A 16281-nucleotide genomic window follows, 5' to 3' on the forward strand; every position below is an offset into this window, starting at 1 on the left:
GAGATAAATGAAGAAAAAGATCAAGAAAAGTTTGGCTGGTTTAAGTATACTTATTTTATTATCGATTGTGAATGTTAGAACAAACTTTCCAGGATGGTTATCTGCTGATTTAAAGCCAGTATCTGTATCAGCTGCTAACACAGAACAACCATTCTTACAATATTCTACACATGTTCAATCATATGGTTGGCAAAAACCTGTAAATAGTGGAACTAGCGGTACGACTGGTAAGGCTAAACGGTTAGAAGGAATTAAAATGGCTATAACAGATACTACCCTTTCTGGATTAATTGAATATCGTACCCATGTTGAAAAATATGGTTGGATGAACTGGAAGAGTAATAACGACTTAAGTGGTACAACAGGTGAATCAAAACGATTAGAAGCAATTGAAATTCGTTTGACAGATGACCTTGCTTCTCAATACGATATCTATTATCGTGTTCATGCAGAAAAATTTGGCTGGCTGGATTGGACTAAAAACGGAGAAGCAGCTGGAACTGCTGGCTATGCTTATCGCTTAGAAGCAATTGAAATGAAACTCATTAAAAAAGGAGAAACAGCTCCTTCTACTAACGGTAACTCTTTTAAAGAATATGTAAAAGTTCCTTCTGTTTCTTATCAAACTCATGTCCAATCTATTGGATGGCAAAAATCTAAAAAAGATGGGCAAATGAGCGGTACATCGGGATTAGCAAAAAGACTAGAAGGGATCAAAATTGGCCTATCTAATACACCTTACACAGGTGGAATTAAATATCGCACACACGTTCAATCATATGGCTGGATGAACTGGGCAAATAATCTTTCTATGAGTGGTACTTCAGGACAAGCAAAACGACTAGAAGCAATCGAAATTCAATTGACTGGTGAAATGGCACAACACTTTGATGTTTACTATCGTGTTCATGCACAATCATTCGGTTGGTTGGGTTGGGCTAAAAATGGTGCCCCCGCAGGAAGTGCTGGCTATTCAAAACGTCTGGAAGGGATAGAAATTAAATTAGTCACAAAAGGTGGCCCTGCTCCAGGAAGTACTTCAAACCAATATAAAGACATAAAAGGAAAAATTGAAAAGAAAACAATAAAAGTAAAAGAAAAAGAAGTGGATTTCAAAGTAACAGAAGAAAAAGACGCTGACTTATTAAAAGATGAAAAAGTTGTTTCCAAAAAAGGAGTAAAAGGTTTCGATACTGTATCCTACCAAGTAACTTATCTAAATGGGAAAGAAACTGAACGGAAAGAGGTTTCTAGAAAAACAACAAAACCAATCAATCAAATTATTAAAGTTGGAACGAAGGTAGCTAGTGTTAAAAATGAAATAAAACAAGAAAATCAATTAGAATTCAAGGTTGTTGAAGAAGACGATGATACTCTTCTAATAGGCAAAACAAAAACTACTCAAGAAGGTAAAAAAGGTTTTGATACAGTTATTTATAATGTTACTTATACGAATGGAAAAGAAACTTCCCGTAAAGAGGTTTCTAGAAAAACAACAAATCCTATCAATCAAATTATAAAAGTTGGAACGATGACTATTACTACAAAAGAAGAAAATAGAAATGAAAATGAAGTAGCTTTTGAAATTATCGAAGAAAAAGATAATACTCTTGAAGTAGGAAAAACTACAATAGTTCAAAAAGGTAAAAATGGTTTTGATACGGTCGTTTATGATGTAACCTATACGAACGGAAAAGAAACGAGCAAAAAAGAAATTACTAGGGTCACGACAGAACCATTAAATCAAATTGTTAAAGTAGGATCAATGGTGATTACTCTAGAACAAGAAATCATGCAGGAAAATGTAGTAGATTTCCAAGTTATTGAAGAAGAGGACAATACATTAGAAACAGGCAAAACAGTTGTTACTCAAGAAGGTCAGAATGGCTTTGATAAAGTAACAATCGAAGTAACTTATAAGAATGGAAAAGAAACAAATCGAAAAGAAATTAGTCGAGAAAAAATAAATCCTATCAATAAAATTTTACGAAAAGGAACTAAAATTCTTGTCGATTCAATTGAAATAAAAAATGTTACAGATACAATTCACATTGGTGATAGCGTACAAATTGAGTCTAAAATACAGCCAGATAACGCTACTGATAAATTAGTAGTATGGAGTTCTTCTAATGAAAATATCGCAACAGTAAATAATCAAGGTCTGGTTTCAACATTAAATATTGGAACTGTAACAATTACTGTGTCTACAAAAGACGGAACAGTTTCTAATTCTATTGTTTTAAATATTTTACCAATTGAAGTAAAATCAATTGCTTTAGATAAAGAAGCAATTACTTTGACTGAAGGTGAAAATTTCACATTCATATCAACTGTTCTTCCAGAAAATGCAACAAATAAATCATTGACATGGACTTCATCAGATGAAAATATAGTAAAAGTGGATCCTTTTGGATTAGTAACAGCCCTTAACGCAGGAGAAGCTACTTTATCAGTTTCATCATATGATGGAAAAATAGTTACTCATGTAAAGGTAACTGTAATTGAACCTACTGTTTCATCTGTCGAAGAAATGGTTGTATACTTAATACAATATGACACTTATACTTTACCAACAATGACACACGCACTAATGAGTAATGATACATATAAAGAAGTTTTTGTTGACTGGAGTACTACTGAAATCGATACAAACACATTAGGTGAAAAAGTTTATACTGGATTAATAGATGGCTACGATAAAGGCTTAATTCTTAAAATAATTGTTTCAGAATATGATCCAAATATCTATACAAATGCGTATTCAGGTATTACTATAAATAATCTTAGCAAGTCTATTTCAATCTCTCTACAAAATAATGGCCAAAAAGAAATACAAATAAATAAAATTGAACTATATGAACGTGGGAAACTCTATTCAACTTATACTCCTGAACGTTTAGAGCAGTCAGGAATCGCAAGTACAGTTCTCTCTGGTCAGAATTGGGGCATTACGATTTCATCTAAATTAGGAGTTTGGATTGATAATAGTTATGTGAAATTTTATATAGAAGCAAATGGTAAAGAGTATACATATGAAAATCATTTAGATAGATAGTATAAATTTACTAAAAAAAGCAAGGAAGTCAAAACAGACTTCCTTGCTTTTACTATTCGCCGATTGTAAAATTAAGCTAGACAAATAAAAGAGCCATTCGTGGTACACTCAAAATGTAATTCCGTCTAAAGAATACATAGGAGTGATCACGAATGACCTACACCCATCTTACCACGGATGAATTAGTGATGATAGAGTCTTACTACCACCAAAATATCAAAGTTTCCGAAATAGCTGCGTATCTAAAACGATCTCGAACACCTATTTACAATGTCATCCATTTTTTGAAAGAAGGCCACACGGCCTTGGAATACTACCAACAATACAAGAGAAACAAGAAGCGTTGCGGACGGCGTAAAATCGTATTGCCAGCGGAACAACAGACCTACATCAAGGAAAAAATTGCACAAGGCTGGACTCCTGATATCATCAAGGGTCGGGAAGAGATGCCGATTGATTGCTCCATGCGGACTCTTTATCGTCGCTTCAAAGAAAAGGTGTTTGATGAAACCACCTTGCCCATGAAGGGAAAGAGAAAACCGAACGGTCATCAAGAACGTCGCGGAAAACAGGCCTTCAAGCGGAATATTGCTGAAAGGAAGGTTGATTACCCGACATTCAAGGAAGAATTCGGCCACATCGAAGGCGATACGATTGTCGGTGCCCACCACAAGAGTGCCGTTATCACCTTAGTGGAACGTCTATCGAAAGTCATCATCACTTTGAAGCCCGAGGGGCGGAAGGCGAACGATATCGAGAAAACGATGAACCAATGGTTTGAATCGATCCCTAGGCATTTATTCAAATCAATCACCTTTGATTGCGGGAAAGAATTCTCCAATTGGAAAGCTTTAAGCAATCAACAGGACATTGCAATCTATTTCGCCGATCCCGGAACGCCTTCACAGCGTGCCTTAAATGAAAACTCCAACGGCTTGTTGCGAAGAGATGGGTTGCCAAAAGAAATGGATTTCAATCAAGTGGACCAAGCCTTCGTCTCTTCCGTTGCGAACAAGCGAAACAATATTCCACGAAAATCTTTAGCATACCGGACGCCACTGGAGGTATTTTTGAGTTACCTAGATGAATCTATTTTGTCTAGCTTAAATTGACAAATCAAAATTTAAAAAAACATCTAGTATCATAAAAAATTATTCTGAATCAAAATTTTAATTCTCTCATAATTTCTTTTAAGCTCTTTATTTTTTTATCTGCCAAATCTTGTTGGAAAGCAAATCGATTATCTTCTTTTGCTAGGACAAACATTTCCGCAGCTTTTCCAGCTTGAATTCAAAGGTAGAATCTTCTACCGCTAAACATTCTTGAGGACGAACCGCTAGTTTTTCGGCACTCTTTAGATAAATTTCTGGATGTGGTTTGGACTGTTCGAACATTTCACCACTTAAAATCGTTTCAAAGTATCCAGTGAGTTCACACTCTTCCAATACACTTTGAATATTTTTGAAAGAAGACGAGGATGCTAAGCCAACTTTGTATTCTTCCTGTTTCAACCAATCTAGAACTTCAAAAATATCTCGGTCTAGGATTTCAGGATAAGGAATGGGTTCGTCTTTGTAGAAGGAATGATAGGCTGTGTCATAGTCATCTTGGATAGACCCTTTCCCCCAAACTTCTTCAATCCATTTCCAAGTGTCTCCACTCGTCAGGCCTACTGTTTTTTTCAATTCTTTTTCATCGGTTTCTACTTCGTAGTGTTCTAGGAAACGTAACAAGCGCTCATAATAAATCGGCTCGGTATCGACAAGAACACCATCCATATCAAAAATTACTGCTTTAATCATTTGCTCCACCTCTTCTTAGTCAGTATTCATAGTTTACCATTTATATTTGAAATTTTATCGAAAAACCGGTTGGAGTTTCTAGTTACTTTTTTTAGGTGTTTCTTTTCCAGAATAATATTCTACAAAAGTAATCGCAGGATGAATATAATAGATTTCTTTTTTTATTTGTTTGATATCTTTATTTTCAGGAACCTGAAGGTAATACCTCACTTGATCTTGTAATTTTACAAAAGAATCCAAGTACTCAACCCGACTGATGATTAGATTATTACGCTTCATAAATGCAAGTAATTCTTCTAGTACATGGTCGCTTTTTTTGAAGGATATATCGAGCTGAACATTATAGAAACGGTTGTTAAGACGCGTTTGGTAATAGGTTACGACATACAGCGTGGTGAAAATAAATAGGGCACTTATGATAGAAAGTAAATAAAAGCCCATTCCAATTGCTAAGCCTACTACCGCAACGGACCAGACCGAAGCCGCAGCTGTTAGTCCCACAATCGTATTTTCCTGATGTAGAATCATTCCCGCACCAATAAAACCCATTCCTGCTAAGGCTTGAGAAGTTAGTCGGGCAATATCAATCCCAAAAAGAAAGGCATGTTCTGGATCACTAATCGCTAACCCGACCATATACTGATTCAATGAAATCTGGATGAGCGCAACGATGGTCATAGATAGCGCCACTAGAATATGAGTTCGTAAACCCGCTCCAGCTTGACGCCTATTTGGTTCATAGCCTAAGAAAATACCAATGATAAGAGCTAAACCAAGTCGAGTAAAAATAGTTACTATAGTCAATAGAATTCCTCATTTCGTATTTGATTTGGGTTTAAGTTTGATAGTGCAGCATGTATCATATCATGAAGCAGTTTTTTAACCCATTTTAAGCTTTTATTGTTTATTTGAGGGTTTGCATCAAGTGGAAGCAGTTTTTTCTTCTACTTGATGCGTATCGGCGCTTGCGTATCAAGTGGATGCAGTTTTTTTCTTCTACTTGATGTGTATCAGCGTTTACGTATCAAGTGAGCGTGGTTTTTTCTTTTACTTGATGCGTATAGGCGTTTACGTATCAAGTAGGTACCAATTTATACCTATTCTACTAAAAAGCCCTTTTCCAAAGAAAAAAGGGCTTCATTATGTACTTATTTGTTTTGAATTTTTTCCAGGTATGACTCCCCATGTTGTGGAGCTTCTACTTGGAAGTATTCTGCTGCAGTTGCGGCGGTATCGGACATGTTATCGCGTATGCCAACTTCTTGTCCTTCCATTCCTTTTCGATAAATTAGCAACGGTACATATTCACGGGTATGCTGGCTATGACCAATCGTAGGATCATTTCCATGATCGGCGGTGACAATGAGAATATCTTCTTCATTTAAAAGAGGAATTAATTCTTTGATTCGTTTATCACTTACTTCTAAGCGGTCTGCATAACGATCCACATTTTCAGCATGACCCGCTAAATCGGTTTCTTGAATATTTAAACAGAAAAAGCCAGTATCTATTTTCTTTACTTGAGAAATTAAGCTATCGAATAGATCATCACTATCTACTCCTAAGAAAACATGTGGACTAGTAGTTTGTACGATGTCCCCTACTTTTCCAACTAAGGTAACGGATATATTTTCATGGTCTAGTATCGTAGGAATCTGGACTTCAGGATCAATGCCATACCCTAAATGAATCACTTGGTATCCAGTATTGTAGACACCGGACTCCGGAGCATCCACTCCAGCAAATTTATTTTCTTTCACTTTACGAGCATTCAATAAATCATTTAAATCGATTTCTTCTCCACCAAATGCAATCACACGAGAGACTTTTACGACTTCTCGGACTGCTTTCCCTAGTTTCTTTACTTCTTCAAAAGGCATCAGATCGAGGCAGGCAGATACATTGAAAACTTGTCCCAAGTCAGTTTCTAAGTTATCTCCTACCGTTGCGGAGTCATTTACTACTAAAATTTTTGGTTCGTCTTCTGCTCCTTCTTTGCGAACCTCATATCCTTTTTCTTTTAAGTGACGTTCTACTTCCTCAATCATGTCATTAAAAGCTTGGTTAAGTGGGATAGGTGGGGTTGTTCCCATTATTTCTTGGTGTCCTAAAAAAGAATCTGCACCTTGGTGTCCTAGGTTTGCTTTTCCCCAATTAGCTTTGGGAGAATATTTCAACCGGTCTGTTTCTTGACCGATGGTATTCATCAAACCTAGTTCTACTAAGGTATCGATCTTGATATCTGGTTTTCTTTCGATGATATGGAAAGCAGTATTACTGCCTCTATCAGCAGGTCTTACTTCTGGAACGTCTTCCATTGCTCCCACTCCAAAGCTATCTAGTACAATTACAATATATCTTCCCACACTGCTCATCCTCTCAAGTATTTCCCTTGACTATCATAAATCCCCATTATTTCTGGTTTACCTGCTTGGATTCCTCTTACAAGAGCTACCTCACTTCTTGTTACAAAAATCTGAGTGCGTAATGCCATAATGGCTGTTGCTCCTATTGGCTCTTCTTCATTTACTTCTAAGTAATAATCAATATTTTCTTCTGGCAAAGATTTCATAGTAGACTGCCAGCGTTTGCCTTTTTGGTCAAATAGAACATATTTTAAATTCCCACGGCGATACAATCCGCCCCCATACAAGTACGCATGTCCTTTAAAGTTATGAGAAACTTCACTGACATATACGTAAGCTGGGATTTCTGGTAAATCTTTTTCTGCATGCATAGGGGTTGTTCCAGTTAATGCATGCCCCGGCTCCCCTTGCGTTCCTTTTAATTCATTGATAAATGGTAACGTATATACAGAAGTTGTGGAAGGCATATTCAATTCCTTTGCTGGAAAACCAGCGTCCAGTAATAGATTTTGTGCTTTTAAAATCGTATCTGCATTATTTGTTTTTTCCAATATATCTTTTTTTGTATTTTGAAGGAAACAAGGAAATGAAGTTGCTCCAGCAATTTCAATATGGTCCAGTTCTTTAAAGGCATCAAAATACTCAGGCAGCTCCTTTAACTCAAACCCTCCATATTGCCCTGGATACAACGCATCCCCTTCATCGACTACACGGACTAATATTTTTTGGGTAATTGCTAATTCTTTTGCTGCTTGATTAATTTCTTTCAACTTATCTAGAGAATAAATGGTTATATATTCAGTGCCATATTCCATAATTTCTTTTAGTAAATGACTCGGAATCTGCACCAAATGACCTACGTTTCCTAATGGAATATGATTGGCCATCATCGTTTTCGCTTCACGAAAATCTACGACGACTGCTGCTGGAAATCCAGTTTTAATTAGTAATTTTGCTAAATCAGGATTTCGTCCAATTTGTTTAAGCATAAAGTACAATTCTATTCCTTGTTTGTCGGCTTCATCCAAAATAAGACGAGCATTTTTCAAAATAGCATCTACATCTAATACATACGTATCCGGTTGAATTTCTCCTGATTGATGCAGTTGAACAGCTGTATTAATTAGATTCGGATTTCGTTCTTTTGTTTTCTGCATAAACATAGGGTATCACTTCCCTTTCTTGTTTTGAAGGAGCGTTACCAAATGTAGATAAAAGTAATCATCTTCATTTTTGGGGAAATCTACATTAATTTTCTCAGATAATTGCTTCCATACGGAAACAGCTTTTTCATATTCTATTGCTGCTTCAATTTCTTGTTTAATCATTGGATCTACAGAATCTACTTGTTCCTCATCTTTCCGTTGACGAGAAGTCGCCATCGCTAAATGAGTAATAAACGTATCTGCTTCATCTTCTTCTGTGATGACATTTTCTTGCTTCAAATAATTCAACGCTACTTGCATATCTTCGTATGTGGTCTCATCAATAACATCATTTTCTTTTAAAATGGTTAACTTTTCTTGAATCATCTAAATTCTCCTTTGTTCACGTGTTTTAATACCGTGGGGTCATTTGTCCATTTTTAACTTGTGATTGAATATCACGAATTTGTTTTGTATCTAATGTGCGTTTTAAAGTGGAAGAAACGAGCGTATTATCTTTTTGACAAATAATAACTGCTTCACTCATTTCTCGATGATGGTTCTTGACTGGTAATTCAATAAAGTACACATCTTCTAAACGTTTATCGATAATTTCATCATAGTTCCAAACTCCTGCGTCGATTTGTGATTCACGCAAACCATAAATTAATTGATTACTCGGCAAATCAACCTTTTCAACATCAAAACCTTCAATGATTTCATTGGTTAACAGCTTATGATCTAATGAATCCGTATCAATTCCTACTCGTAGTCCATCTTTCATTACTTGTTCAACACCTTGACGGAAAAGTAAGACATGACGAGATAAGTACGTTTGTTCACCAAACTGCATAATTACTTTAATCGCTCGGCCTTTATCGATTTCATGCTGTGCTGCGAATCGTGAGACAACCGCAAAGTCAAAAACCCCTTCTTCAACTGCACGAATTCGTTCTTCCGATCCACGTATATAAGCCAAATTTAATTTAATATTTTTATCGCGAAAAGCAGTATACAATCCTGTAGCTAATCCTTCATATAATCGGGAATAGGGTAAAGGCATCGTTGCAGAAAGTTGACTAGACGAAATATATTCTTGTAGAACTTGATGGTTGATCATTTTCAGAAAGGTTCCCAAATGTCCTTTACTTTCTGTTTCGATTGCTTGTTCTTCTTTAAGAAACTTTAATGCATTTTGTACCGTTCCTCTGGATAGTAAAAAAGTCGTTTGAAAGTCACTAATATTCGGCATACGGTCGCCTGTTTTTAATTGATAGAGTTCGTTAGCAATCTGTTCAATTGCCAATCCTTTTTTTGGTAAAAGTATTTGTTCATTTTTTTATCTACTTTCGTTTAAATTACACTTCCATCGCTTGTTTGAGAATTCGTATAATGGTATCTGCTCCAGCACGCATAGGATTGATACGAATCGTATTAGTCTCTACATCAGGAATAGCAGCACGGAACGTTCCGGATACTCGGTAGAACATCGGTACGATTTCATATTTTGATTCTGCTCCAACTGGATTGGGTGCAGCTCCTAATTTTTCGGCCTGTTCCAGCACTTTCTGTGCAATGGGCTCATTAAAGGTTACTAAAATAACTTTTGATTGTGCATTCGCAATAAAGGCTTTTTGGATACCGGGTACTTCCCCTTCATTCAAACGAGTAAATACTTCATCTGTAACTTTTGCAGACAAGGCAAGTGCTACTGGAGCATAGGTCATTCCACGTAATACATCTAGTGCTTCGAATCCTTGTACTTGTAGCCCGCCGGAATAATTTTCTTTACGAAGAAGGTCGATGTACTTCTGATCTCCTACAATGCACCCGACTCCTTCTGGTCCTAATACTTTAAACGTCGAGAAGCAAGAAAGGTTTGCTCCTTGCTCGCAGCCAATTTTAGGAATTTTCATAACGGCATAATTATCATCCGTAATGATGGGTCGATTGGGTGCAAATGTTTTAATGCATTGAATAACAGCTTGACTATCATAGGAATCATCTGGTTTCTGTCTCGTTAATTGAACTAAAGCACCATCAATTGTTTCGTTTTCTAATACTTTTTGTAACGCTTCTAAATCATTGAAATTGGCAACAACCGTCTGAATCCCTAACATATCTAACGTTACTTGTGTGGTTGGATAAACAGGTGCTTCATGAACTAATAAAGTTGCATTTCTTGGCAAAGCTGCATGTATGGCCAAACGAATTGCCATCGTTCCGGCTCCTCTAATGAGCATCGCCGCTTCCGCATCAAAAAATTGAGCGAGTACTTTTTCTACTTTGTGCGTAGTGATCGGTTGATTGTAACCAGGGACGACACCTAAGTCTCCTCGAGTTAAAATATCTTTTCCTTCAAAGACTTGCGTGATGGCATCCACTAAGCCAAATTGTTTTTCTGTTGCTTCTTCTACGGTAATGCTCTTTAATGGATAAGTTTTCATTTAGTCAGATACCTCCTATTTAATAAGATGGATAAAATGTACGAGGATTGTCGACTAACATTTTTTGGATAAACTCTTCTGATAGTCCACCTTCACGTAGCAAGGGAATAAAGGAGTCTAGTAAGAAACTGTAGCCTAATCCATCTTTATACTCCAAATGTGATCGACGAGTAATATCCATTGAAAGGAAAACTCTATCGGTGTAGCCTGCTTTTTCGATTGCTTTTAACATCTCTAAACGAGTTGCATCGGGCATATAGTTTTCTTTTCCAACCGTATCAAATTCTACGTAAACTCCTTCTTTTAAAAGGTCCAATACATATTGCGTATCTCCGGTAAGATCAACATGACCAATAACAATTTTAGAAAGATCTGCACCTTGTTCTTTAAAAAATTCAACTTGTTCTTTTCCATACGTACCTAGTGTCGTATGAGTAGTGATTGGAACTCCTGTTTCTTTTTGAGCGAAGACTGCAGCTTCAAAAACTTTACGTTCTCGTTCAGTCATTTCATTTTTACTCGTTCCAATTTCACCAATAAGTTCCGCCTTAATAGACGTTCCATCGATTCCTTTTTGGATATCGTCCATCATCATCTGTGCTAATTCTTCTACAGACTTTTCATAAATGTATTCTGGCAAGAATTTATCTTGATACCATCCGGTTGATTGTAAAATATTCATTCCAGAAGCTTCTGCTACTCGTTGTACATATTCAGGATTGCGTTTCATCCCTCGTACGGTAACATCAACCACGTTTCGAACACCTTTTTCGTATAACTTCTTGTATTCTTTAACGGTTTCCTCAAAACAGTTTAGATTGGTATCTTCGGTATGTTTTAAGGAAGAGAGATCGATTGTTGTATGCTCATGTGCATAGGTGATTCCTTCAACTAGAGGCATTTTATCCATTCCTTTCTCTGTGTTAAAAAGGGAAGGTGCCAAACCATTATGGTCTAGCACCTCTGTTTAATTTTTAAACGACTGGGGCAAATAGTCCCAGCACATAAAGAATATTTACAATAATTCCTAATGCGATTGCGGCAACAGGTCCAACTGCCATATCTACTAATGGTTTCTTAGCAGTACGGTTCATCAGATAAGCTCCGAACACCCAGAAGAATCCAATTCCAGGAGCAATTTGTTCACTTGCCATCGCTCCACCTACTAGAAGAGCAATTTCTAAGACACGATTCATCGCGGTACGGATATGTTCACCCATGTCACGAACTCCAGGGAAACGATCCAATCCTTTTGCAGCTGCATTCAATAAGTTTACTTCAATAAACATAATCACTGCACCAGCTAGGAAAGCAAAGATAGGATTTCCGTGCAACAAAATTCCAGCAACATAAACAAAAGTTGTTCCAGCTGGACTGTATACACCGGTAACAATAGCAGTAGAGAATACTAATGGAATAAAACCAATTCCTCTAGCAAAAGCAGCAAGTGCTGCTTCTCCAAATTTACCTTCACTTAATAGATTCAAGGATATTGGGTCACCAGCAATAATCGTTAAACTGGTTGCAGCAGCAACTAGTCCACCTGCAACAGAAAGAATAATCCAGTTTTTCTTAATACGAGTAACCCGTTCAACGAAAATACTAACTAAGTTTTGATTGTCGTCGGATTGACCTTTCACTTGGACTGCAAAGATAAGCATGAAGATCATTCCTACTAGAAGAGCCATTCCTTCTGCAGATAAAGTAAAAGAAGTTTGTTCGTTTAATTGGAATGTTCCGAAACGTTTTACAATAAATAATACCAATGTACTGGTTGCTAATGTGATCGCACCTTTGTTAAATCCATGTTGATACGCAACAGCAACTGCTGGGAACACTGCAAATCCAATAACGATTGGGGTTCCAACTGCTCCAAGAGCACCTAATACATCAACTGGTAACATTGCGAATAAGTCAACCACTGCTTGTAAGCCTAATGTTAATGCGATACCATAAACGGCACCGATGACTCCGGCTATGATCATTCCTTTTTTACCATCTGGAGTCCATGTACCAATAATATCGGTCATCAATAATAAACTATGAACTAAAATAATACTTGCTCCAATGGAAACCGGAATACCAAATCCGATTACCAATCCAAAGCTGACTGCGAAACTGGTTGCTGCCAATTCTTTTTTACTAATGACCCCATCTAAGTATTCTGGCATAACGGGACGGAGGCCATCGTTAAATACAGCAATCCCCGTATTTGATAAGATAGCAGCGAGAGCACCTAATGCCCCTACAACAACTAATTGTATAATATCCAAACTCACTCACTCCTTAATATTATAATATTATGATAATTTCAATAACTCATCCATTAGAATTGGAATTACATTTTCTTTGTGTTGTGCAGTAAATCCAAATGCAATTTTTCCTGAAGTAACTTGCTCCCGAATTTCTTCTTCTGCCATAATTTTTCCTGGCATAGAAACCGTTGCCGTTTTCGGTCTACCTACAAGTGCGATTGCCATCGCTAAAGCACCGCCGCCTCCTGTATTACAAGCGCCAAAGTAATAATCAGCTGTACCATTTTTAAGTGCCATCGCTGCTTCCAAATCACTTTTGGTTTCAATCTCGAATTTCCCTTGTGCATACTTCTCTACTAATTCTGCAACTTCTTTTTTGTCAATCTGGCCGCCTACTACAATTTTTTTCATTTTTTTCCTTCCTTTCTTTCTTTTTCAAACGTACCAATGTACATTTTTTTGTATATTGGCATATATTGAAAACCTTTTCTTATAAGTAAGTTTACCCCATGTATTTTTAGATTGCAAGGGTTTTCTAAAAAAAATAAAAAAGTGTCAGTATAGGTCCTCTATTTTTCTGACACTTCTTATGCTAATTTTTTATTTTTTTATCGATTCGTATACTTTATTGGATATATCTTGAGATAACTGCCCCGTACTAGCATAGGAGCTATCTTCTTTTTGTCCGTTATTTTGTTTATTGGTTAATATAATAATTTGTACGTTATATTCTGGATCAAAGATTACTTGAGTTCCCGTAAAACCAGTATGGCTAAACGTTTGGTCAGAATGTTGGTCACCCATGTACCACTCTTTATTCAATTCCCATCCATATCCTTGTTCGAATCGTTGTGGGCTAATAAATGTTTGGAGAACTTCTTGACTATATAGTTCTACATCTTCATAAGTTCCTCCATTTAACATGGTCTGTCCTAAAACCGCTAAATCCTTAGCAGTAGAAAATAATCCTGCATGACCAGCAATTCCTTCATTTGCGTAGAAACCATTTCCATCATTTATTTCACCAACTAATGTATACTCTCTCCAGCCATCAAACATTTCTGGATCTTCTTCTACTGTATAGCCGAACTCATCATCTTCAATCATTTTATACTCGTAAGGATTTCCCCATGACGTTGCGGCAATCGGTTGCTCTGTATTATCGGCAGCATTGAATAAAGTATCTTCCATTTGAAGCGGACCATAAATTTCATCTTGTAAATATTCATCTAAACGTTTATCTGTAACACTTTCTAAAATAAAGGCTAGAGTCATAAAACTGAAATCACTATATTTTCGGTCTGTTCCAGTTTCATATTCTAGAGGTAAATCATTAATGTAGTCCAGTACTTCTTCTCGATTTTTCGCAGTTAGATAAGTAGGTTCCCATGGCGTCAATCCCGATGTGTGAGTCAGTAAATCGGCAACCGTAACCTCTTCTTTTCCATTTTTACTAAAATCAGGTAAATACATAGCTACTTGATCGTCTACAGATATTTCACCTTCAGAAACTAATTTCATAATACCTTGCGTAGTTGCCATTACTTTTGTAACAGATGCTAAATCAAATATTGTATCTGTTGTCATTTCAATTGGTTCATTTAGTTCTTCACCCATGTCATATTTTTGAGCATACCCATAGGCCGTTTCTTTTACAATCATATTATCTTTTGCAATAAGTACGACTGCTCCTGGAATAATTTTTTCTTCCATAGCAGCTTCAACAATTTGATCAATTTCAGCAAGTGTTTCTTCATCCATATTTGCTTCTTCAGCTGAGCCGTCTTTCAATTGGTTATCAGCCACTTGTTCTTCTGAAGATTGACTCTCCATCACTGAACTTTCTGTGGAAGAATTTTCTATTATAGAACTTTGTGATTCACTGTCCGTTTGATCTGTCGTTTGACATCCCGTTAGGAATACTGCCCCTGCAAGAATTGCTCCTGTTGCCATTCTTAATTTCATATTTTATCTTCCTTTCTATTTGTACATGATTACGTATCAATATACAATATTTTATATATTGATGCATAAACTATGTTCTATAATTTATACTAAAGTATATAAAATTCGATTGCAAGGGTTTACATCTATTTGACAAAACCTCATTAAAAGTTGATAGTGGGTTATAAGATAAATAGAGAGGTGAAAAATATGGAACCCAGTGAATGGATTAACGTGGCAAATCAAACCTTTATTGCTATGAAAAACCCTTACGAAAGTGTAGAAAAAGTATATCCTCGTGCATTAGAAAAGTATTCAGTGGGAAGTCGTTACATGGGCGTAAAAAACAAAGTTCAAATTCCACGTCATTTGATTGAACAATTAGAAACCTTTGGCTATATCCTCCATACATTGGATAAGGCTAGTATGGGAGGTCGAGCTATTGATGTATCCTTAACCAATCCAATAAGTGGTCGCCCAATGACCGGTTCATCTAGTGGAACAGCTATCAATGTTCTATTAGGAATCAATGATTTAGGGATTGGTACAGATGGGGGCGGCTCAGTACTCGCACCTGCGATGGCAGTCCAACTATTCGGATTTATTTGCCCGATCATTGAACAAGAACATTTGGAAAATTTTTCCTCAACCTCAACCGATGGAATTGGTTTTCACGCTTCTATCGGATTTATGAGTCGAGAATTTGAAGTTATTTTACATGCAATTCAGTGTGTTCTTCCATTGGAAGATACAAAAACCATTGCTTCCCCTAGGATTTTTGCAACAGGTTCTTTTGATGATTTAGATGTAGCAGAAAATGTAAAAGTCGTTCAGACTCCTAACCTATTTGGCGAACGCGAGCCTCTTATTGATTTCTTGAAAGAAAATTTACCACAGTGTGACTTCTTGATTTCCAAAGAAGGTCCTGCAGATTTTCTAGGTTTTGGTGATACTGTGCTAGGGCATTTAGGCAATGAAGCTACCCGTTTACAACAGTCCTCTGGAAAAGGTCTGATTCGTGTCGCGAATATGGTTGATGCTACTGCGCTCGTCGTACCAACAAAAGATTTCGCTTGTGGATATGTACTCCTTTGCGAATCAACCTTACCAAAAGTGAAAGCGATGCTGGAATTTGCAAAAACAATTGCCCTTCCTCAAGATCCTCTATTGAAAAAATATTTTCAAAATATAGAGAATTACTTTCCTGATGAATTTATTTAATAGTGACATTTGCGAGTGAAGTTCGTTTAGATTTTTTTCTACTTGA

The 16281-nt window shown here is 36.6% G+C and carries 14 protein-coding genes; 3 read left to right on the forward strand and 11 right to left on the reverse strand.

The features are described 5' to 3' along the window. Positions 1-7: 7 nt before the first annotated feature. Together LZ578_RS09930 and LZ578_RS09935 are read left to right on the forward strand one after the other, a co-directional pair. A complete protein-coding gene (locus tag LZ578_RS09930; RefSeq protein WP_235145025.1) occupies positions 8-3055 on the forward strand; it encodes a G5 domain-containing protein in 3048 nt (1015 codons plus the stop codon). Between the two features lie 152 nt (positions 3056-3207). Continuing rightward, positions 3208-4167, forward strand: a complete 960-nt coding sequence (locus tag LZ578_RS09935; protein WP_235144342.1) for an IS30 family transposase — start codon at positions 3208-3210, stop codon at positions 4165-4167. Between the two features lie 141 nt (positions 4168-4308). Here LZ578_RS09935 and LZ578_RS09940 read toward each other — a convergent pair whose 3' ends face one another. The 11 genes from LZ578_RS09940 to LZ578_RS09990 all read right to left on the reverse strand — a co-directional run bounded on the left by LZ578_RS09940 (position 4309) and on the right by LZ578_RS09990 (position 15035). Beyond that, on the reverse strand, positions 4309-4857 hold the full coding sequence (locus LZ578_RS09940) for an HAD family phosphatase (protein WP_235145026.1): 549 nt from the start codon (positions 4855-4857) through the stop codon (positions 4309-4311). Positions 4858-4935: 78 nt separating this feature from the next. After that, positions 4936-5661, reverse strand: a complete 726-nt coding sequence (locus tag LZ578_RS09945; RefSeq protein ID WP_235145027.1) for an MgtC/SapB family protein — start codon at positions 5659-5661, stop codon at positions 4936-4938. Between the two features lie 344 nt (positions 5662-6005). Further along, on the reverse strand, positions 6006-7223 hold the full coding sequence (locus LZ578_RS09950; protein WP_235145028.1) for a phosphopentomutase: 1218 nt from the start codon (positions 7221-7223) through the stop codon (positions 6006-6008). 5 nt (positions 7224-7228) lie between these two features. Then, a complete protein-coding gene (locus LZ578_RS09955; protein ID WP_235145029.1) occupies positions 7229-8386 on the reverse strand; it encodes a YhfX family PLP-dependent enzyme in 1158 nt (385 codons plus the stop codon). A 6-nt stretch (positions 8387-8392) separates the two neighbouring features. Next, a complete protein-coding gene (locus LZ578_RS09960) occupies positions 8393-8755 on the reverse strand; it encodes a PRD domain-containing protein (protein WP_235145030.1) in 363 nt (120 codons plus the stop codon). Between the two features lie 25 nt (positions 8756-8780). Further along, positions 8781-9695 (reverse strand): GntR family transcriptional regulator YhfZ, encoded by a 915-nt coding sequence (yhfZ, locus tag LZ578_RS09965; protein WP_311198622.1) that lies wholly within the window; start codon positions 9693-9695, stop codon positions 8781-8783. Between the two features lie 31 nt (positions 9696-9726). After that, a complete protein-coding gene (locus tag LZ578_RS09970; protein WP_235145032.1) occupies positions 9727-10815 on the reverse strand; it encodes an aminotransferase in 1089 nt (362 codons plus the stop codon). A 19-nt stretch (positions 10816-10834) separates the two neighbouring features. Continuing rightward, positions 10835-11716: a phosphotriesterase gene (locus tag LZ578_RS09975; RefSeq protein WP_235146448.1), complete on the reverse strand. Its 882-nt coding sequence runs from the start codon at positions 11714-11716 to the stop codon at positions 10835-10837. 73 nt (positions 11717-11789) lie between these two features. Then, on the reverse strand, positions 11790-13088 hold the full coding sequence (locus LZ578_RS09980) for a YhfT family protein (protein ID WP_235145033.1): 1299 nt from the start codon (positions 13086-13088) through the stop codon (positions 11790-11792). A gap of 27 nt (positions 13089-13115) precedes the next feature. Then, positions 13116-13481, reverse strand: a complete 366-nt coding sequence (locus LZ578_RS09985; protein WP_235145034.1) for a DUF2620 domain-containing protein — start codon at positions 13479-13481, stop codon at positions 13116-13118. A 189-nt stretch (positions 13482-13670) separates the two neighbouring features. Further along, complete coding sequence (locus tag LZ578_RS09990) at positions 13671-15035, reverse strand: serine hydrolase (RefSeq protein ID WP_235145035.1); 1365 nt, start codon at positions 15033-15035, stop codon at positions 13671-13673. A gap of 189 nt (positions 15036-15224) precedes the next feature. Here LZ578_RS09990 and LZ578_RS09995 point away from each other — a divergent pair, with 189 nt between their 5' ends. After that, positions 15225-16235: an amidase family protein gene (locus tag LZ578_RS09995; RefSeq protein ID WP_235145036.1), complete on the forward strand. Its 1011-nt coding sequence runs from the start codon at positions 15225-15227 to the stop codon at positions 16233-16235. Positions 16236-16281: the final 46 nt, after the last annotated feature.

It is taken from the genome of Jeotgalibaca sp. MA1X17-3 (assembly GCF_021513155.1).
In the GTDB taxonomy this organism is placed as follows: domain Bacteria; phylum Bacillota; class Bacilli; order Lactobacillales; family Aerococcaceae; genus Jeotgalibaca.